At 68.4% G+C, this 18593-nt stretch carries 17 protein-coding genes; 11 read left to right on the top strand and 6 right to left on the bottom strand.

Translation table 11 applies throughout. The annotated features are described in order from the left end of the window. Positions 1 to 841, bottom strand: an 841-nt coding sequence (gene map / locus ACIHA7_RS18535; RefSeq protein ID WP_397290954.1) for a type I methionyl aminopeptidase, incomplete at its 3' end; no start/stop codon positions are given. A gap of 233 nt (positions 842 to 1074) precedes the next feature. On the opposite strand from map, the gene ACIHA7_RS18530 reads away from it, so the two are divergent. Next, positions 1075 to 2085 (top strand): LLM class flavin-dependent oxidoreductase, encoded by a 1011-nt coding sequence (locus tag ACIHA7_RS18530; protein WP_397290952.1) that lies wholly within the window; start codon positions 1075 to 1077, stop codon positions 2083 to 2085. Positions 2086 to 2215: 130 nt separating this feature from the next. Here the strand turns inward: ACIHA7_RS18530 and ACIHA7_RS18525 are convergent, their stop codons facing one another. Together ACIHA7_RS18525 and ACIHA7_RS18520 are read right to left on the bottom strand one after the other, a co-directional pair. Beyond that, positions 2216 to 2803 carry a hypothetical protein gene (locus ACIHA7_RS18525; RefSeq protein WP_397290950.1) on the bottom strand — a complete coding sequence of 196 codons (588 nt, stop codon included), beginning with the start codon at positions 2801 to 2803 and terminating at the stop codon, positions 2216 to 2218. After that, positions 2800 to 3450, bottom strand: a complete 651-nt coding sequence (locus ACIHA7_RS18520) for a papain-like cysteine protease family protein (RefSeq protein ID WP_397290948.1) — start codon at positions 3448 to 3450, stop codon at positions 2800 to 2802. Before ACIHA7_RS18520 ends, ACIHA7_RS18525 begins: the two co-directional genes overlap by 4 nt. Before the next feature lie 271 nt (positions 3451 to 3721). Between ACIHA7_RS18520 and ACIHA7_RS18515 the strand changes: the two genes are divergently transcribed. Continuing rightward, on the top strand, positions 3722 to 4570 hold the full coding sequence (locus ACIHA7_RS18515) for a C1 family peptidase (protein ID WP_397290946.1): 849 nt from the start codon (positions 3722 to 3724) through the stop codon (positions 4568 to 4570). Positions 4571 to 4589: 19 nt separating this feature from the next. Here the strand turns inward: ACIHA7_RS18515 and ACIHA7_RS18510 are convergent, their stop codons facing one another. Further along, complete coding sequence (locus ACIHA7_RS18510; protein WP_397293079.1) at positions 4590 to 5240, bottom strand: GntR family transcriptional regulator; 651 nt, start codon at positions 5238 to 5240, stop codon at positions 4590 to 4592. Between the two features lie 218 nt (positions 5241 to 5458). On the opposite strand from ACIHA7_RS18510, the gene ACIHA7_RS18505 reads away from it, so the two are divergent. The 8 genes from ACIHA7_RS18505 to ACIHA7_RS18470 all read left to right on the top strand — a co-directional run bounded on the left by ACIHA7_RS18505 (position 5459) and on the right by ACIHA7_RS18470 (position 15474). Next, entirely contained in the window at positions 5459 to 6586 is a 1128-nt protein-coding gene (locus tag ACIHA7_RS18505; protein ID WP_397290944.1) for a TIGR03364 family FAD-dependent oxidoreductase, read from the top strand. An 8-nt stretch (positions 6587 to 6594) separates the two neighbouring features. Continuing rightward, positions 6595 to 7284, top strand: coding sequence for a phosphonatase-like hydrolase (locus ACIHA7_RS18500; RefSeq protein WP_397290942.1), 690 nt, complete (start codon positions 6595 to 6597; stop codon positions 7282 to 7284). 73 nt (positions 7285 to 7357) lie between these two features. Next, complete coding sequence (locus ACIHA7_RS18495) at positions 7358 to 8428, top strand: 2-aminoethylphosphonate ABC transporter substrate-binding protein (protein WP_397290940.1); 1071 nt, start codon at positions 7358 to 7360, stop codon at positions 8426 to 8428. A gap of 28 nt (positions 8429 to 8456) precedes the next feature. Beyond that, positions 8457 to 9626: an ABC transporter ATP-binding protein gene (locus tag ACIHA7_RS18490; RefSeq protein WP_397290938.1), complete on the top strand. Its 1170-nt coding sequence runs from the start codon at positions 8457 to 8459 to the stop codon at positions 9624 to 9626. Further along, positions 9623 to 10516 carry a 2-aminoethylphosphonate ABC transporter permease subunit gene (locus ACIHA7_RS18485; RefSeq protein ID WP_397290936.1) on the top strand — a complete coding sequence of 298 codons (894 nt, stop codon included), beginning with the start codon at positions 9623 to 9625 and terminating at the stop codon, positions 10514 to 10516. Before ACIHA7_RS18490 ends, ACIHA7_RS18485 begins: the two co-directional genes overlap by 4 nt. A 4-nt stretch (positions 10517 to 10520) precedes the next feature. After that, positions 10521 to 11318, top strand: a complete 798-nt coding sequence (locus ACIHA7_RS18480; protein ID WP_397290934.1) for an ABC transporter permease subunit — start codon at positions 10521 to 10523, stop codon at positions 11316 to 11318. A gap of 121 nt (positions 11319 to 11439) precedes the next feature. After that, on the top strand, positions 11440 to 12036 hold the full coding sequence (locus ACIHA7_RS18475; RefSeq protein WP_397290932.1) for a DUF4126 domain-containing protein: 597 nt from the start codon (positions 11440 to 11442) through the stop codon (positions 12034 to 12036). A 144-nt stretch (positions 12037 to 12180) separates the two neighbouring features. Next, entirely contained in the window at positions 12181 to 15474 is a 3294-nt protein-coding gene (locus ACIHA7_RS18470) for a hypothetical protein (protein WP_397290930.1), read from the top strand. Positions 15475 to 15684: 210 nt separating this feature from the next. Here ACIHA7_RS18470 and ACIHA7_RS18465 read toward each other — a convergent pair whose 3' ends face one another. After that, positions 15685 to 16044 (bottom strand): DUF4254 domain-containing protein, encoded by a 360-nt coding sequence (locus ACIHA7_RS18465; protein ID WP_107658318.1) that lies wholly within the window; start codon positions 16042 to 16044, stop codon positions 15685 to 15687. A 527-nt stretch (positions 16045 to 16571) separates the two neighbouring features. Next, on the bottom strand, positions 16572 to 17000 hold the full coding sequence (locus ACIHA7_RS18460) for a ribonuclease domain-containing protein (protein WP_397290928.1): 429 nt from the start codon (positions 16998 to 17000) through the stop codon (positions 16572 to 16574). 132 nt (positions 17001 to 17132) lie between these two features. On the opposite strand from ACIHA7_RS18460, the gene ACIHA7_RS18455 reads away from it, so the two are divergent. Next, positions 17133 to 18581 (top strand): aminotransferase class V-fold PLP-dependent enzyme, encoded by a 1449-nt coding sequence (locus ACIHA7_RS18455; protein WP_397290926.1) that lies wholly within the window; start codon positions 17133 to 17135, stop codon positions 18579 to 18581. The last annotated feature ends 12 nt before the right edge of the window (positions 18582 to 18593 follow it).

The following is an 18593-nucleotide window of genomic DNA, read 5'->3' as shown; positions in this document are numbered from 1 at the left end:
CGCCGGTGTCGGTGACGACAAGGGTGTGCTCGAACTGCGCGGTCCACTTGCGATCCTTGGTGACCACGGTCCAGCCGTCGTCCCAGATCTCGTAGTCGATGCCGCCCAGGTTGATCATCGGCTCGATGGTGAAGGTCATGCCCGGCTCGATGATCGACTCGATGGCAGGCTGGTCGTAGTGCAGGATCACCAGGCCGCTGTGGAAGGTGGGGCCGACGCCGTGCCCGGTGAAGTCGCGGACCACGCCGTAGCCGAAGCGGTTGGCGTAGGACTCGATGACGCGGCCGATGACGTTCAGCGCCCGGCCGGGCCGGACCGCCTTGATCGCCCGCATGGTGGCCTCTTCGGTCCGCTCGACCAGCAGCCGGACCTCCTCGTCCACGTCTCCGGCGAGGTAGGTCTTGTTGGTGTCGCCGTGCACGCCGTGGATGTAGGCGGTGACGTCGATGTTGACGATGTCGCCGTCCTCGATCACCGTGGAGTCCGGAATGCCGTGGCAGATCACCTCGTTCAGCGAGGTGCAGCAGGACTTCGGGAATCCCTTGTAGCCCAGGGTCGACGGGTAGGCGCCGTGGTCGCACATGTACTCGTGCGCGATCCGGTCCAGCTCGTCGGTGGTGACGCCGGGCGCGACGGCCTTGCCCGCCTCTTCCAGTGCCTGTGCCGCGATCTTGCTCGCGATCCGCATCTTCTCGATCGTCTCGGCCGTCTGCACCCAGGGCTCGCGCCCCTCGTTGACAGTCTTCTTCCACGCGTACTCCGGGCGCTCGATCGTGCGCGGGACCTCGCGGGTAGGTGACTGGATGCCGGGGACGAGCGGCTGGCGAGTGCGGACAGACATGCGAACAGAGTAATCGGACCGCGCGCGCAGCGGCAGCGCCGGACCGACACGGCGCTGCGGCACCGACCGACGGGGCGGCTCAGTGCCCCATCGACAACGCACTCGAGCGCCCAAGCGACATCGCGTCGAAGCGACCGATCACCGTTGCGCTGAGCACTGGCGGAATACCTACGGACTGCGGTCCGTTTACGGTATTGGTTGACATCGACACTACTGAGAAAAGAGGCTCGACCGTGGAATTGGGACTCACGACCTTCGCCGAGCTGTACCCCGTCGGCGACCGCCCCGCACCTACCGCGGGCGAGCGGTTGCGCGAGGTGGTCGAGGAGGCCGTCGCCACCGAGCGGGCCGGACTCGACGTCTACGGCGTCGGCGAGCATCACCGCAAGGATTTCGCCGCCTCCTCCCCCGCACTGGTACTGGCCGCCATCGCGGCACGCACCGAGAAGATCCAGCTGACCAGCGCGGTCACCGTGCTGAGCTCCGACGATCCGGTACGCGTGTACCAGGATTTCGCGACGCTGGACGGACTGTCCAAAGGTCGCGCCGAGCTGATGGCCGGGCGCGGGTCCTTCACAGAGAGCTTCCCGTTGTTCGGCTACAACCTGTCCGACTACGACGAGCTCTTCGAGGAGAAGCTGGCGCTGCTGCTGCACCTGCGCGAGGAAAAGCCGGTCACCTGGTCCGGGAAGTTCCGCGCGCCGCTGCGCGACGCCATCGTCTACCCGCGCACCGACGACCGGCCGCTGCCGGTGTGGATCGCGGTGGGCGGCAGCCCCGAGTCGGTGGTCCGCGCCGGACTGCTCGGACTCCCCTTGGCCATCGCGATCATCGGCGGTCAGCCCGCACGGTTCAAGCCGCTGGTCGACCTGTACCACCGCGCCCTCGCCGAGGGCGGCCACGAGAAGCAGCCCGTGGCGGTGCACGCCCACGGTTACATCGCCGACACCGACGAACAAGCCGTCGCCGACTTCTACGAGCCGTACGCATTGGCCATGAGCGTCATCGGCCGCGAACGCGGCTGGGGCCCCATGACCCGCCCCCAGTTCGAGGCCCTGCGCTCCAAGGAGGGTTCCCTGTTCGTCGGCACCCCTGACTACGTCGCCGAAAAGGTCGCCGACATCCGCGACACCCTCGGCCTCGACCGCTTCATGCTGCACACCAGCGTCGGCACCCTCCCGCACGAAAAGGTCCTGCGCAACATCGAATTGCTGGGTGAGAAGGTAGCCCCGCAGGTGCGCTGAACTATTGGGTGAGCTGTGCCTCGAAGGCGATCCGGTCGCCGCGGTAGAGGCCGCGGACGCGCTCGATCGGATCGCCCGCGGCACTGGAGATCCAACAGTTGGTTGCGCGGCGCGCGAAGGACTCGGCGGGTCAGCGGGATTGGAGCCAGGCATAGAAGGCCTCGGCGTCGAGTTCATTGCCCGCCAACGCTGGGGTCGCTTCCGAGGAGATCACGGTGACGTGAGTTCGCGTCCAGGCGAACCAGGTATGGGTCGGGTAATCGAGCAGCAGTCGCGCACTGGCGGCACGTGGCCGGCTCGTCTCCTCTACTCCCGTTGCCATCGCCCGTGGCAGATACGGTGGCGACGGTTCCAACTGCAACGTGTCGGCGGCATTGCGCCCGGCCACCCGAACCGGTACCGCGATGTAGGACTCGATCCCGGCACGCTCGAGGGAGTGTCCGGCGTTGTCGGCGGACGACGGGTAGGTCGCATACACCATGACCGGGGCGCCGGCTCGCCGAAGTGTCGCGGCCTCAACATCACTCGACGCACCCGACGATCGAAGGAACGATCCGACGAGACGCTGTGCCGCCGAAGTGTCGATCGCGCTGTCGATGGCACTGCCGTCCGGCTCGCTGTCCCACACCGTCGCGGGTGCACCGTGATCCGCACACCCCGACAGGCCCACACCAACAACCAAGAGCCCGATCGCGATGCGCAGGACCGATCCACTCATCGGAGTGCGATGCCGTAATCCTCGCCGAACCACGTCCAGTCCGAATTCCGGGCGTAGGAGTCGAGCGACTGCGTCACGCTGCGCCGCGAGGTGGGCCAGGGATCCCCATAGGTGACGGTGCCGGCATCGGCGTCGAAGCCATATATCACCTGCGCGTGCCCGCCGCCTGCCGTCCACGCGATGCCGGTGAGGATCGGCCGGTCGGCCGAGATCTCATCGATGACCTTGGCCATCGACAACGGCGCACCGACGGCCGCGGCGAAACCGATCCCCCGGAAAGCGGACGCGATCTGCTCGAGCGACGCCTCCTCATCTGGGCAGGCGCCCTCGGCGCTGACACCGTGTACCAGTGCGCAATATTGATTCTGGCTGATCGGCCGGTGCAGATACGTGGCTATCGACGAGCCGTCGGCGGCCCAGCACCACCGATCCGCGATCTGGGTCTGCTGGAGATACGGCAGGGTCTGCGCGCCGAAGGCGGCGGCGCGAGGTTCCGGAACCCGAGGCAGGTTCGGCGTCACCACCAAACCGTAGGAATGCCCGGCGGCATTCCGCTCGGCGGGACCCGGCTCGGCGACGGCGGAGCCGGGCAGTGCGCAGGCGAGGAACATCGAGACCAGGCAGCACAGCTTCCATTTCGGCGTCACAGCTCATCCTTCCGAGCGGAAATACCATCGCACGGTACATATCCGCGCTCCCGGCCGCAATACCACCGCATCGGACCATAGTACGAATGGGCGACTTGGGTGAATTTACTTGTGCGACACCGCCGTTAACCGCGACTTAAAGGAATCAAGGTGACTTTTATATTGTAGTCGCCGAAATGCCGTGGAACACTCCCTGTTCAGTTCACCGATCATTCCATCCGGAAGTGATGGGTCATGGGGCTCAGCAGGAGGAACCTTGCACTATTCGCGCTTGTCCACCGCTTTCGTATCCATACTTGGAATCAGCCTCGCGGTGACCGGTACCGCGCACGCCGCCCCGGACTCACCCGCGCCGCAGATCAAGCACCACGCATTCGGACTCGACCGCGCGGCCGCGCACGACAGCCTCGGCCGAGACACCACCGTCGGTTCGGCGCTGCCGGTTCAACTGGGCGCGGCCGGTGCACCACCGGCCGCATATTCGCTGCGCCAGTACGCGTTACCCGCGGGCGACCAGGGGCCGGTCGGATCGTGCGTCACCTGGGCGACCGGATATACCGGGTACGGAGTGCTGATGAACGAGCAGCAGATCGCAGGCGATCCGATGGCTCCGATGTTCATCTACGCGCAGATCGCGCAAGGCAGCGATCAGGGCACCTACGCCGGAGTCGCGTTACCGCTGGAACAGCAGCAGGGCATCGACACCAAATCCGACTATTGGCAGGGCGATTTCGACTACACGACCCAGCCCGACGCCGCGGAACGCGCGAACGCCACCCACTACAAACTGTCCGGAGCACAGGACCTCACCAAGGGCGATATCGTTACCAACATCAAGAAAGCGATCGCATCCGGCCTGCCGGTCCCCTTCGGCTTCGACGCCAGGGAAAGCTTCGAAGCCCTGGACAGCACCAATGACAACTACAACCCATCGGCTCGCGAGAAAATCCTCGGCGGCCACGAGGTCACCATCGTCGCCTACGACGCAAAAGGCGTGACAGTCGAGAATTCCTGGGGCCCGAACTGGGGCAAGAACGGTTTCTTCACCGCCCCTTGGTCCTTCATCACCGGCGCCGATGTGAACGAAATCCACTCGATGGGCCGATTGCTTCCCGCGTGACGGCGGCCATCGGCGTGGGCTATTGGGTGAGGTGCGCCTCGAAGGCGATCCGATCGCCGCGGTAGAGGCCGCGGACGCGCTCGATCGGGTCGCCTTCGGCGTCGAGGCTGCGGCGGTGCAGCAGCAAAAGCGGTAGGGCCGTGGTGCATTCGAGCAGGGCGGCCTCGCGGGGTGAGGCGAGGACCGTTTCGATGCGTTCGGTGGCCTGCCCGAAGACCACACCCGAGCCGCGCACGGCCGCGTACAGCGAGGTGCTCGGGTCGTAGGTGGTGCGCAGGTCGGCGAAGCGGTGCAGCGGCAGGAAGGTGCTTTCCAGGCCGATGCGTTCGCCGTCGGCGAGTAGGACGCGCTCCAGGTGCATGACCGAAGTGCCCACGGGCACCGCGAGATCGCGGGCGGTGTCGGGGTCGGCGGGGACGTCGTCCCAGCTGACGAGCAGGCGGCCGGGGACGCGGCCGTAGCTGATGGCGCCCTCGGTGTAGGAGCGAAGCGACAGCGGCTGCACCATTTTGGGGCGGGAGACGACCGTGCCCCGCCCTTGCCTGCGAATTCGGCCTTCCACCAAGAGATCTCGCAATGCCTGGCGAACGGTCTCCCGCGCCACCTCGAAGCGGACGGCCAGGTCACGTTCGGAGGGCACCGGATCGCCCTCGTTCAGATCACGCAGCATCGTCTCGAGTCCGGTGCGCACGCGGTACGACTTCGGCAGCCGGTCGGGCAGCGCGAATTCGGCTCGCTCGCCACGCGTGTCGCCGGGCGTCGCGTCGGCACCGACCTCCGTTGCTTCCATGCGGCACAGCCTACCCGCAATTGGTCTATACCAATTATTAACCTGGCGTTCGCACAGGCAACACCGCTTGGTCTAGACCAATGTGCACCATGGGGTCCATGCGATTGGTCATCATCGGAGGTGGAATCCTCGGCACCGCACACGCCCTGGCCGCCGTCCGCCGCGGTCACGAAGTGGTGCAGTTGGAGCGGGAGACCGAGGCCCGCGGCGCCACGGTCCGCAACTTCGGCCTCGTCTGGGTCTCCGGGCGCTCCGCCGCCGAACTGGAGCTGACGCTGCGCTCGCGCGAGCTGTGGGAGGAGCTCGGCGGCAAGGTCCCCGCCGTCGGATTCCGTCCCGCCGGATCAATCACGCTGGTGCGTACCCCCGCCGAACTCGCTGTCGCCGAAAAAGCGGCGACCGGACCGACCGCCGACACCCGCGGCTTCGAACTGCTCGATCCCGACCGAGTGCGCGCGATCAACCCCGCACTGCGCGGGAAATTCCTTGCCGGACTGCACTGTTCGACCGACGCCGCGGTCGAGTCGCGCCAGGCGCTACCCGCGCTGCGCGCCTACCTGGCCGCTACCGGCCGATACACCTTCCACGCGGCCACCGAGGCCAGGTCGGTCCTCGACACCGCCACCGGCGCCATCGTGGTCGACGATCATGGCCGCCGCCTCGAGGCCGATCTGGCGCTGGTCTGCCCCGGCGCCGCGCACAGCGGGTTGACCCGCGAGCTGGTCGAGGAGCTGCCGGTGCGCCGGGTTCGATTGCAGATGATGCAGACCGCGCCGCTCGGCGAACCGCTCACCACCGCCATCGCCGACGGCGACAGCTTCCGCTACTACCCCGGCTTCGCCGGCGCCGAGGTGGACACGCTGAACCGGGAACAGTCCCAGTCGGCGACCGCCGCCGAGCACAAGATGCAGTTGCTCTGCGTGCAGCGGTTACACGGCGGGCTGACCATCGGCGACACCCACGAATACGACGAGCCGTTCGCCTTCGACGTGGACGAGGCACCCTACGAGCACCTCACCGCGGTCACCGAGGAACTACTCGGACGCGCGCTGCCGCAAGTGGTTCGGCGCTGGGCCGGCGTGTACAGCCAGAGCGTCGACCCGACCGCGATCGTCACCCGCGCCGCGGCGGGCGAGCACATCTGGGTGATCACCGGCCCCGGCGGCCGCGGCATGACCCTCGGCCCCGCACTCGGCGAGCACACCGCCGACCTACTGAACTTGTGAGGATCGCAGTGTCCGACAACGCTATTCAGCTTGCCGTCCTGGACATGGCGGGCACCACCGTCGCCGACGGCGGGCTGGTCCTGCGCGCCTTCGAGGCCGCCGCCACCGCGGCGGGCATCGCGGCGGACGGCCCGGAACGCGAGCAGGCCCGCCAGTACGTGCTGGACACCATGGGCCAATCCAAAATCGCGGTGTTCCGTGCCCTGCTCGGCGATGAGGGTCGCGCGCAGGACGCCAACCGGGCCTTCGAGTCCGCCTACGACGCGCTGATCGACGAGGTCGAGATCACGCCGATTCCCGGTGCCGCCGAGGCGATCGGCGAGCTGCGTGGTGCCGGTGTGCGGGTCGCACTGACCACCGGGTTCAGCCGGACCACCCAGGACCGGCTGCTGAACGCGCTGGGCTGGACCGACATCGCCGACCTCACCCTGGCCCCGTCCGACGCCGGGCGTGGCCGCCCCTACCCCGACATGGTCCTCACCGCGCTGCTGCGCCTGCACGCCGACGCCGTCGATCGTGTTGCCGTGCTCGGCGATACGTCCAGCGATATCGCCACCGGTCACGCCGCGGGAGCCCGCATCGTCGCGGGCACGCTCACCGGCGCACACGACGCAGCGCAGCTGCGCGCGGCGGGCGCCACCCACGTCGTGCCGTCGGTCGTCGAGTTCGCCGAACTGGTGCTGGCCGAGCACAGCTGAGCCGTTCCGGCAGCCGCCGGCGCATCCCCCTTCGACTCCGACAACTCCTCACAAACCGAAAGTTGTAGTCATCGTGCGTACTTCGTACCCGCGGGCCCGCCTGGCGCGCACCCTCGCCCGCACCGCGTTGCTCTTCGCCACCGCCACCACCGTCGCGGCCACCGCCGCCTGTGGTGGCACCGGCACCGAGAGCTCGAGCGGCAAGACGGTCACGGTCTACTCCGCCGACGGCGTCGGCAGCTGGTACCACACCCAGTTCGCGGAGTTCCAGCAGCAGACCGGCATCGCGGTCAACCTGGTCGAGGCGGGCTCCGGCGAGGTGGTCAACCGGGTCGACAAGGAGCAGGCCAACCCGCAGGCCGACGTGGTCGTCACGCTGCCGCCGTTCATCCAGAAAGCGAAAGCCAATGGGCTGCTTCAGGACAGCGGTGTCGACACCAGCGCGGTTCCGGCGGCGGACAAGGACGCAGAGGGCAAGTACGTCACCCTTGCCAACAACTACCTGTGCTTCATCGCCAACCCCTCGGTCGACACCACCGCGATGACCTGGGACGACCTGCTGAAGCCGGACTTCAAAGGCAAGCTGCAGTATTCGACCCCCGGCCAGGCCGGCGACGGCACCGCCGTACTGATCCTGCTGCAGAAGCTGCTCGGTAAGCAGGGCGCACTGGACTACCTGAACAAGCTGCAGGCCAACAATGTCGGACCGTCCTCGTCGACCGGCACGCTGCAGGCCAAGGTCGACAAGGGTGAGTTGAGCATCGCCAACGGTGACGTGCAGATGAACCTGACCACCATCAAGGAGAAGGGCGCGAAGTTCAGCGTCTTCTTCCCGGCCGCCGCCGACGGCAAGAAGTCGACCGTCGCGGTCCCCTACGTGATGGGCCTGGCCAAGGGCGCACCGCACAAGGACGACGCGAAGAAGCTGATGGAGTTCCTGCTGTCGGCCCAGGCGCAGAAGTCGCTTGGCTCGGACGCTTTCGCGGTGCCTGCCCGCGCGGAACTGCGCGATGCGCCGACCGGTTCGGGTCCGTCGCCGAGCTCGGTGCTGAAGGGCGTCGACCTGCTGCCGGTCGACTGGAACACGGTGCTCGCCGACCTCGACGGCGACCTGGCGGCCTACCAGAAGGCCACCGGTAGCTGAAACGCCGTCCATCCCAAGGGAGTCGACCATGACCACCGGTGACGCACTCACGAAGTCATCCACCACGCTGTCCCGCCCCACCACGGCCGAACCGGCGATCGTGTTCGACCGGGTCGGCGTCGGCTACCGCAGCGGCCGCAAAACCACTGTCGCACTGGCCGATTTCACGCTGCGCGTCGCGGCGGGCGAGACCGTCGCCCTGCTCGGACCGAGCGGTTCCGGCAAGTCGACCGCGCTCAAGGCACTGGCCGGCTTCGTCCGGCCGACCTCCGGCGCGGTCCGGCTGGCCGGGCGCGACGTCACCGACCTGTCGCCCGCCAAACGCGGGATCGGCGTCGTCGTTCAGTCCTACGCGCTGTTCCCGCACATGAGTGTGTACGGCAATGTCGCCTTCGGACTGAAGTCGCATCGGGTGCCGCGCAGCGAGATCGGCGCACGGGTAACCGAAGCACTGGACATGGTGGGCATGGGCGCCTACGCCCAGCGGCTGCCCAGGGAACTGTCCGGCGGTCAGCAGCAACGGGTGGCGATCGCCAGGGCGCTGGCCATCCGGCCCAAGGTGCTGCTGCTTGACGAGCCGCTGGCCGCGCTCGACGCGCAGCTGCGCCAATCCATGCTCGGCGAGCTCCAGCAGCTGCGAAAGGCGTTGCCGGACACGGCGATGCTGTACGTGACCCACGACCAGTCCGAGACGCTCGCCCTCGCCGACCGCATCGCGGTGATGCGCGACGCCCGCCTGGTCGATATCGACACCGCCGAGAACCTCTGGCGGCGGCCACCCAGCGACTTCACCGCCGCCTTCCTCGGCGGCGCGAACCTGCTGTCCTGCACGGTGAACCGGTTGTCGGGTGGTTCGGCCCTGGTCACCGTCGGCGATCGGACCCTGCGAGCCGAGGCACCCACGCCCGGTGTCGGACAGGAGAGCTGGGCCATCGACTCCCCCGCCCTGCTGTGCGTGCGCCCGCACACCGTGCGGATCGGTGCCACCTCCGAGCGAGACGCACTGCGCGGCACGGTCGTCTCCGCGGTCTGGCGCGGCGCGTCCACCCGTTTGACGCTCGCGGTGGACGGCTTGACCGACGAAGTCACCGCCGACGTCCCCGGTCAGCTCGACACCGCTGTCGGCACGGTCGTCGGTGTCCGCTTCCCCGACCCCGCCGGGGTGCTGATCCCCCGTGCGGTCGGCCGCCGATCATGAGCGCGCTCGCGGTCTTGGCGCCGACCACCGCGTCAGAAGAGCCACAACCGGCTGCGCGGCAACGCAACTGGAAGCCGATGCTGTGGAGCCTGCCGCCGTTGCTTGTGGTGCTGTTCATCGCCGTGTACCCGATCGTGCGGGTCCTCGCGGAATCCACGGTGACCCCTACCGGCCGAGACACCTCGGTCTGGTCGCAGGTCCTCGGTTCCGAGTCGTTCCGTAATGCGTTGTGGCGCACCGTGTTCATCGCGGTGAGCTCGACCGCAGGCTGCCTGGTGCTCGGCGCGTTTCTGGCGATCGTGCTCGCGTTCGTGCCGTTCCCAGGGTCGCAGGTGGTGGGCAGGCTCATCGACACCGTCCTGACGCTGCCGTCGTTCCTCATCACGCTGGCGTTCACGTTTCTCTACGGCACGGCGGGGGCGGTGAACGCGCTGATCACCCGCGTCACCGGGAACAACGAACCCGCGCTGAATTTCCTGAGCACCCCGCTCGGCGTGATCCTGGCCGAGATCACCTTCTTCACGCCTTTCGTCGTGCGCCCGCTGCTCGCGGCGTTCGCCCAACTACCGCGCGAACAGCTCGACGTGGCCGCGAGTCTCGGCGCGTCCCCGTGGCGGGTGCTGCGCCAGGTGGTGCTGCCCGAGGCGTGGCCCGCGCTCGCGGCGGGCGGCAGCCTGGTGTTGCTGTTGACGCTCAACGAGTTCGGCATCGTGCTGTTCACCGGCGCCAGGGGCGTGATCACGCTGCCTGCGCTGATCTACACCCGCGGCATCGTCACCTTCGATCTGCCAGGCGCCGCGGTGCTCGCCTCGGTGCAGGTGCTGGTCTCGCTCACGCTGTACGTCGGGTACCGGCTGGTTTTCGTCCGGTTCACGAAGAAGGAGAACTGAACCGATGCTGATGTGGACCAGACGTGGCAGGGTCGCGGTGCTCGCCGTGTTCGCCCTCGTGGTGTTCGTGGTGTTCGTCGCACCGATCGCCACCGTGGTCGCGGCCGCCCTCGCCGGGCACTGGACCGGCCCGCTGCCGTCGGACCTCGGCTCGGCCAACTTCGAGCGCGCCTTGTCCGGCGAGCAGGCCGCCAGCCTCTCGGTGAGTTTGCAGACCGCGCTGCTGGCCGGTGCCGTCTCGCTGGTCCTCGGCGCCTGGGCGGCCTTGGCGGCGCGCGAGGCACCCGGCTGGTGGCGGCGGTGTACCGACGCCGTGTTCCATCTGCCGGTCGCGGTCCCCTCGGTGGCCATCGGCCTCGGTGTGCTCATCGCGTTCAACGAGCGGCCGGTGCTGCTCGGCGGCACCAAATGGATTGTCATCCTTGCGCATTCGGTGCTCGTGCTGGCCTACGCCTTCAGCGCGGTCGCCGCCGCGCTGGATCGCATCGACCCCGGCTACCGCCAGGCGGCCGAATCCCTCGGTGCCGGCCCGGTCCGGGTGCTCTGCCAGGTCACGCTGCCGCTGCTGCTGCCTGCGCTCGGCGCGGCCGCGGGACTCGCCGTGGCACTGTCCATGGGCGAGCTCGGCGCCACCATCATGGTCTACCCGGCCACCTGGAAGACCCTGCCGGTGAGCATCTTCGCCCAGACCGACCGCGGCGAGGTGTTCGACGCGGCCGCCAGCACCACGCTGCTCGTCCTGGTCACCCTGCTGGCGTTGGTGCTGCTCGGCCGCCTGCGCAGCCGCGCCGCCCTGCGCTGATCGACCGCACTGCCTGATGTCCCGCACCCGCAACGGCCCGCGTGGCCGCCGCAGGTGTGCGACGGCGCGCGGGTTTGCGGTGGTCAGGGCGGGTGGCCGGGTCTCGACCTAGGATGGCGACGTGTCAGCACTTCCCCTGATCTTCACCGCGGGCTGGGCGAGCGGAGTCAACGCCTACGCCGTCGTGTTGCTGCTCGGCCTGTTCGGCCGCACCGGCCTGTCCGACTCGGTGCCCGAGGCGCTGCAACGCACCGATGTGCTCGTCGCCGCCGCGGTACTGTTCACGATCGAGGCGGTCGCCGACAAGATTCCGTACTTCGACTCCTTCTGGGATGCGTTACACACCGTGGTGCGGCCCGCCTCGGGCGCCGTCGTCGCGGCATTGCTTGCGGGACAGGACGGTTCGCTGTCCGAGCTGGCCGCCGGCGCGGTCGGCGGCGCCACCGCGCTGGCGAGTCATCTGGTGAAGGCCGGGACTCGAATGGCGATCAACACCTCGCCGGAACCGGCGAGCAATATCGTGACGAGCACCGCGGAGGACATCTCCGTGGCGGGAATCATCACCCTCGCCATCTTCCACCCGCTGCCCGCGGCCATTGTCGCGGGCATCCTGCTGCTGATCGGCCTGATCCTGGTGACCTTCCTCGCCACTCGCATCCGCCGCTACCTGCGCCGCCGCCGAGAGCGCAGGGCGACCAGGGCCGCCGCCGCGACCTGAGCGCAGGCCGGATCGCCGTCGGCGAAAAACCCGGTGCGGGCCGTCGTTTCGAGCTCGTTCCGCGAAACCCGGTGTGCGCGACATATCCTCACAACGACCACGGGGTGATCCCGCGACACCCGAGGAAAGGTTGGCGGTCGACGAATGGCAGCACCGGCGACGAAGCTAGTGAAGGACCTCGAGCCGTTGTCCGCGCCACAGCGGCGCCGGGCCCTCGCGACGGTGGCATTACGGTTGGCCGGCACCGCGGAGCTCCGCCCGCTGCTGACCGATCTGGCCGGGCGCGGTCACTACGAGCGGGTCCTCTCGATTCATCTCGCCGCGATCGCCGCCGACCGTGCGCACCTTGTCGGTCAGGTGGACTCGGCCGAGCAGGAGTTCGTGTCCCGGGCCATCGTCGCGCTGGTCCGGATCGGGGTCGAGCCGCCGATCCTCGTCGACCGATTGCCACGAATGGCGCACCGCACGCGGACGATGCTGTATCGCGCGATCGGGCGGCGCAGGCACAGTACGGATCTCGCCGACGCTCTGTTACCGGAGATCCGCCGCCGCTTCGGCGATGCGGAGGCGGTTCGCGTGCTGCCGTACTGCTCGACGCCGCTCGTCACCGAGCACCTGGCCGAGTTCGCCTACGCCGCGCCGAACTGGCAGACGCTGGGGCGCAGGCACACCGAGGTGGTGCTCACCTATCTGGCGGATCTCGCGGCGCAGGCGGGCGAATCCGACTGGCCCGAGCTGTGGCCGCGTATCGCCGCCGGTGCGAGCAGCTTCGCGCTGCGGGACCCGGACCGTCTGCTCGCCCTCGCCGCACAGGCGGTTCGGTACGTGCAGCCCTACGGATTGCATGCTGTCGCAGGAAAGCTGGCTCGGCACAACGCCGACGCCGTCGTCGAACTGATCCTGCATCCGAGCGGACGCGGCACCTGCCTGACCGGGCGTGCGCTGTTCACCGCCTTGCGCGAGCTGCCCGATGAGCGATTGATCGCCGTGTGCGCCGCGTATTCGGGTTACCACCAACGGCATTTCCTGCATGTCCTACCGCCGAGCCGGCGCATCGAACCGGTACGGCAGGTCTTCATCCGGCCCGGCGTCGACGCCGCGCAGGTAGACCTCGACGCCCTCGACAGCCTCCCCCGGGGTGACCGTGCCACGCTGGCCCGCGAATTGCTCGCTCGCCGAGGCGGATCCGACGATCGATCGGCCCGTGAGCGGCTGATCGCCCGGCTCGCGTGGGCGGAAGCCGAGCCCGTGCTGCGCGAGGGCATCCGCCGCCCGACCGCCGACGAGCGCGGGCAAGCCTATCCACTGCTGGTGATCGCGGCGATCGGCAGTCGCGACCCCGCCGTGGTCGGCGCGCTGTTCGAGGGGATGCGTCGGCTGCGCAACGAACAGGACCCGGTGCGGCGCACCGCTTTACAAGCGATCACTCAGATCCCACCCACCCTGTTGCGTACCGAACACCTGCCCGCGCTAGAAGAGCTGAGCACGGACGCGCTGCAAGCCCGCGATCGATCCGCCATCACCACCGGCGCGGTGGGCACCCTCGCCCGCACGCTGCTGGTGCACGGTGCCCGCGCCGGTGATCCGGCCTACACCGAGTCGGCACTGCGACTGATCGAAAGGCTTGCGGCACAATCCGTCGCACTACCGTTGTGGGAGCTGGACCGCGACCTGCCGCGCGGCGCGGAACAGCGCCTCTGCACCGCGCTGCGGCGGCGCCTCGACGGCGATGCGGCGCGCGATGAATGGGGGCTCACCCTCGACCTGGCCCAGGGACTGAACAAGCGCGCCTGGAATGTCGTGCCGTTGCAGCAGTTGCTGCTCCGGGCGTGCAGCGCGCGCAACGATTCCGTCATCCACCGCGCGGTGGATTTGGCGCTGGCCGACCGGTCCACCCGCGACGAACATCTCACCACCCTGCTGAACCGGGACCGCTCGCTCATCTCGCTACCCCGGGTGCAGCACTTGATCGCCACGCGCCGCACCGACCTGCTCGACACGGTACTCAACGGCGCCACACCTGGGCGGTTCATCGCGCCGAAAGTGCGTCTGGTGCCCGACTTTTCGGCGGGCTTCGACGGCTGGACCGCACGACAGGTCGAGTTGTACGCGCGAGCGCTCACCGCACTGGTGCGCGCCAAGGAGTCCTCGCCGTGGGAGAAAGCCTGGGCGGTGCGCCGATTGGGTCGACTACCCGGCAGCTTCGCCCGGCTCGTCGGCTACACCGAGCACCCGGAGCTCACCGTGGCCGAGGCGGCGCTCACCGCCCTCGGCCGCAGCACCGACGCCGAGGCCGCGATCGGCGTGCTCAGCGGGTACGTGGACTCCGATCGAGCGCGAGTCGCGGTGAGCGGCATCGCTTCCCGCGCACGCAGTATCGCCCCGGATCGCCTGGCGGCCGCGCTCACGCCGCTGCTGGATTCCCCGAAGATCACCTCGTTGAAGGAGGGCGTGCGGCTGCTCGCGGCGCTGCACGCGCCGGAGGCGATGGCCGTCCTCCGCGCGATCTGGGAGCGCCCGAACCAGCATCGCGATGTCCGGCGCGCGGTCGTCTTCGCCTGCCGCTGGCTGCTCGACCACGAGGACGCCTGGCAGATCCTGGATGCGGCATCGCACGACCCGGCGGTGGCTGGTGAGGCGCTGAATCTGGTGCCCGCCCTCCTGCCGATCCCGCAGCGGCACAGGATGGCCGGGCTGGTGCGGGACATGGCGGGCGGCACCGACATCCAGCTGGCCACCGAGGCGATGCGAGTACTCGGCGGATGGCAGCGCTGGGCACCCGCCGATACCGGCGACATGCTGGCGCATCGGCTCGCCGACCTCAGTGAGACGGGGCTGTGGCGTCATGCCGCGCGAGTGCTCGTCGCCAGCGACTTCCGGGCGGCGGTGCCCGCGGCGGTGGACCGGCTGCTCGCCGCCGAGGATGTCGTCGTCGCGGGCCGCGATCTCCCGGCCCGGCAACGACTCTCGACGCTACTCGGCAATCTGGGCAGCTCGGCCGGTGTGTCCGATGCGGCGCGCGAGACCGCGGTCACCGTGGCCGAGCGGCTGGCCGTCGAACCGCAGTGGCGCAGGTTCGCGATCGATCTACTGGTGGCCCAAATACGTTGGGCTGAAACGGATTCGAGCGTTCGCTCGATCCGGCAGGCGTGCGGGTTCGCGCGGGGTGCCCTGGTGGTCTATCCGGCCGAACAGTTGCGCACACGGCTGACGCGCGGCGGGCAGATGGTCGACTCCGACACCATGGCTCGGGTGGCGCGCGAATTGTCCGTGGACGTGGACAGTGCGGTCGCGTTGGCCGCGTTGGCGTTGATCGCGCAGTGCGGCAATCACTTCGGCTGGACATCCACCTGGGTGGAGCTGCTCACCCGGATGCGGACGCACGGGCAGAGCAGCGTCCGGGTTGCGGCACACGAAATCTTCACTATTGCCGAATGATTGCGGCTGAGGAGATCCCAGCGGGCGTGCCGCGCCAGTCGACCACGCGGCACGCCGGGCGGGGCGCCCCGTTGCGCCCGCCGTCACTGTGACGACGTGATCATTCAGAGAGAGTCACTGGTCGGATGACTACGCTGAACGTCGCCCTATCTGGCAAGCGACGCTGTCGGGGCAGTGTCACTATCGCGGTGCGAACATCGGTCGAGAAGATCACTGCTCAGGCAATCGACGCCGGCCACCGGCCACGTCGGTTACCAGATCAGTGTACCCATCAACAAGTTCGGCCAGGTGGTACCAATGTTTATGGGTATTGTCGCTACGCGCGCCCGAGACGTCAATGGCTTGGTTCGCGTCCACCCAGCTGCGCGCCATCCGGTCCACCACCGCACCGAGGCTTTCCGTGTGCAGCGACGCGCCGTTGCGATGCTGCGGCATTTCCTTGCCGATCCAATCGTTGATCTCGTCGACGAGTTCACCCCGGCGATAATCTATTTCGATGATCAATGCGGTGTCGCGCACCTGCTGCCTGCGCGCATGCAGTTCGGCGAGCGCATGCGCGGAACGCAGCATTTCCCGATCTTGGAAACGGCGTCCTTGAAAGGCACACAATAATTGCGGAGCTGTCGGCAGTACCCCCACGGTAGGTGCACTCATCGTGTCACCCCGAGTGCGCCCGATACCAACACGCTTTGTACCAACATAATTGGCTCTCGATTCGGTTATCCCGGTCATCGGATCGGTTGTTCACAACTAGGCTAGCTGGATCATGCTCTTACATATGCAAGAACGCAAGAGTGCGTCTGCATTGCTGCAACCGGCCGCTACGCGGGGAATCGAGCATCCGCTGCCGCGCGCTGACGACACCTCGAGCGCCACCTGAGCCGAGGGTGTCGCCGCGGATTGCGAGACAATACGAGAGCCGACTTCCACTGCACGCCAGCGTAGGTGTGCGGCGACCACGCGGAGTACGAATCGACGCTACTTCCTCCCGTTCGCGTGGATGCCGATCGGTTGCCCGCCATGCCACAGGCCCCGATACCAGCCGCACATCATGTCAAGGCGGGTTACCGCCTGCGCCGCAATCCAGCCCCGCCCGCTCAACGCATTCGGGTGAAGCTGGCGTAGTGATCACCGGTGTACCAGGCGGATCGGTCGCTGCCGGTGACGATGCGTTCGGCGTCGCGAGTCTGCCCCGGTTTCTTTATGTTGACGTCCCACTCCTGGTAGGCGATCCGGCTGCCCGCCGAGTCGGTGGCGGGCAGGCGCCCCTCCCGGTTCGACCAGACCCCACCACCTTTGGTGCCCGAACCGTCATTCGGCGGCCAGGTTCCCGCGTCGATCCGCGCCAGCGTGTCCCAGGCCCGCTGCGGCACAGCGGCACCGACCAGCATGATCGCCTCGTCCGCCCGCACCGGCCGCGCCTGCTCCGACGCACCCGTGGACAGCCCGAAGATCAGCGCCAACGCGGCCGTCACCACAACGACGATGTGCCCGAACCGCTTCGAGGTCGATCCCGCCCCAGTCATAACGCGTGAACCTACGTGCCCGATCCGAACACCAGGTTTCCCCAGGTTTCCGATCCGTGAAGCTTTGGTGCCCGGCAGCACTTTCCACCGTTCGTGGCCTATCCGCGCGCGTCACCGGATCGAATATCAGGAATGCACCCCGCGCCCGACCACATGACCACCGAGGAATTCCGCCGACACGGCCGTGCGGTCGTCGACTGGGTCGCCGACTACTGGGACCGGGTGGCGTCGCTGCCCGTGTTGTCCCAGGTGCCGCCCGGACAGGTGCGGGCCGGATTGCCGGATACGCCACCGGAGACCGGCGAAGCCTTCACCGCCGTGCTGGCGGATCTCGACTCGATCCTGGTTCCCGGGCTGACGCACTGGCAGCATCCCGGGTTCTTCGCCTACTACCCGTCCAGCACGTCGGGCCCGGCGGTGCTCGCGGAGCTGCTGTCGGCCGGCCTCGGCGTGCAGGGCATGCTGTGGCAGACCAGCCCCGCCTGCACCGAACTCGAACAGCACGTGCTCGATTGGCTCGCAGGCCTGCTCGGACTGCCCGACTGCTTCACCTTCGCGGGCAGCGGCGGCGGCGTCATCCAGGACTCGGCGTCCAGCGCCATCCTCGTGGCCTTGCTCGCGGCGCTGCACCGGATCTCGGACGGCCGCGTGCAGACCGAGGGCGTAGACCGGGCCCGCTACCGCGTCTACACCTCGACCGACGCGCACTCCGCACTGGAGAAGGCCGCACGGATCACCGGTCTCGGCACGGCGGCGGTGCGGTTCATCGGCACACGCGCGGACTCGTCGATGGACCCGGCGGCGTTGCGGACCACGATCGCGGAGGATGTTGGGGCGGGGCTCATCCCGGTGATGGTCATGGCCACAGTAGGAACGACATCGACGAGCGCCATCGACCCGGTGGACCGGATCGGCCCGATCTGCGCCGAGTTCGGCGCGTGGCTGCACGTCGACGCCGCCTACGCGGGGGTCGCCGCGGTGTGCCCGGAGCTGCGCTGGATCCAGCACGGCGTGGCCGACTACGCCGATTCCTATGCGACGAATCCGCACAAGTGGCTGCTCACCGCCTTCGACTGCGACGCCTGCTATGTCCGCGACCGCGCGGCACTGGTCGGTGCGCTCGCGGTGGTGCGCGAGTATCTCCGCGGCACTGTGCGTGAGGCGGAAGGGGTGGTGAACTACCGCGACTGGCAGGTGCCGCTGGGACGGCGGTTCCGCGCGCTCAAACTGTGGGCCGTGATCCGCTGCTACGGCGCCGAAGGGCTGCGGGCGCACATTCGGCACAGTGTCGCGCTGGCCCAACGGTTCGCCGCGTGGGTGGCCGCCGACGGCCGGTTCGAACTGATGGCCCCGCATCCGCTTTCGCTGGTCTGCTTCCGGTTGCGCGGTCCCGACGAGCCCAATCGGCAGCTGTTGCATGCGGTGAACGGGTCCGGACGAATCTACCTGTCCCACACCAGGGTTCGAGACTCCTTCACCCTCCGGCTCGCCATCGGCGGCACCGCCACCCGAGACGAACACGTCATCGCCGCATGGGAACTGCTCAGCAAGACCGCGACCGGACTGCTCGGCGACGACTGAGTGGCGGCGCGT

It is taken from the genome of Nocardia sp. NPDC052316 (assembly GCF_044547795.1).
Lineage (GTDB): Bacteria > Actinomycetota > Actinomycetes > Mycobacteriales > Mycobacteriaceae > Nocardia.
This window is presented reverse-complemented; position numbering and strand designations above follow the sequence as displayed.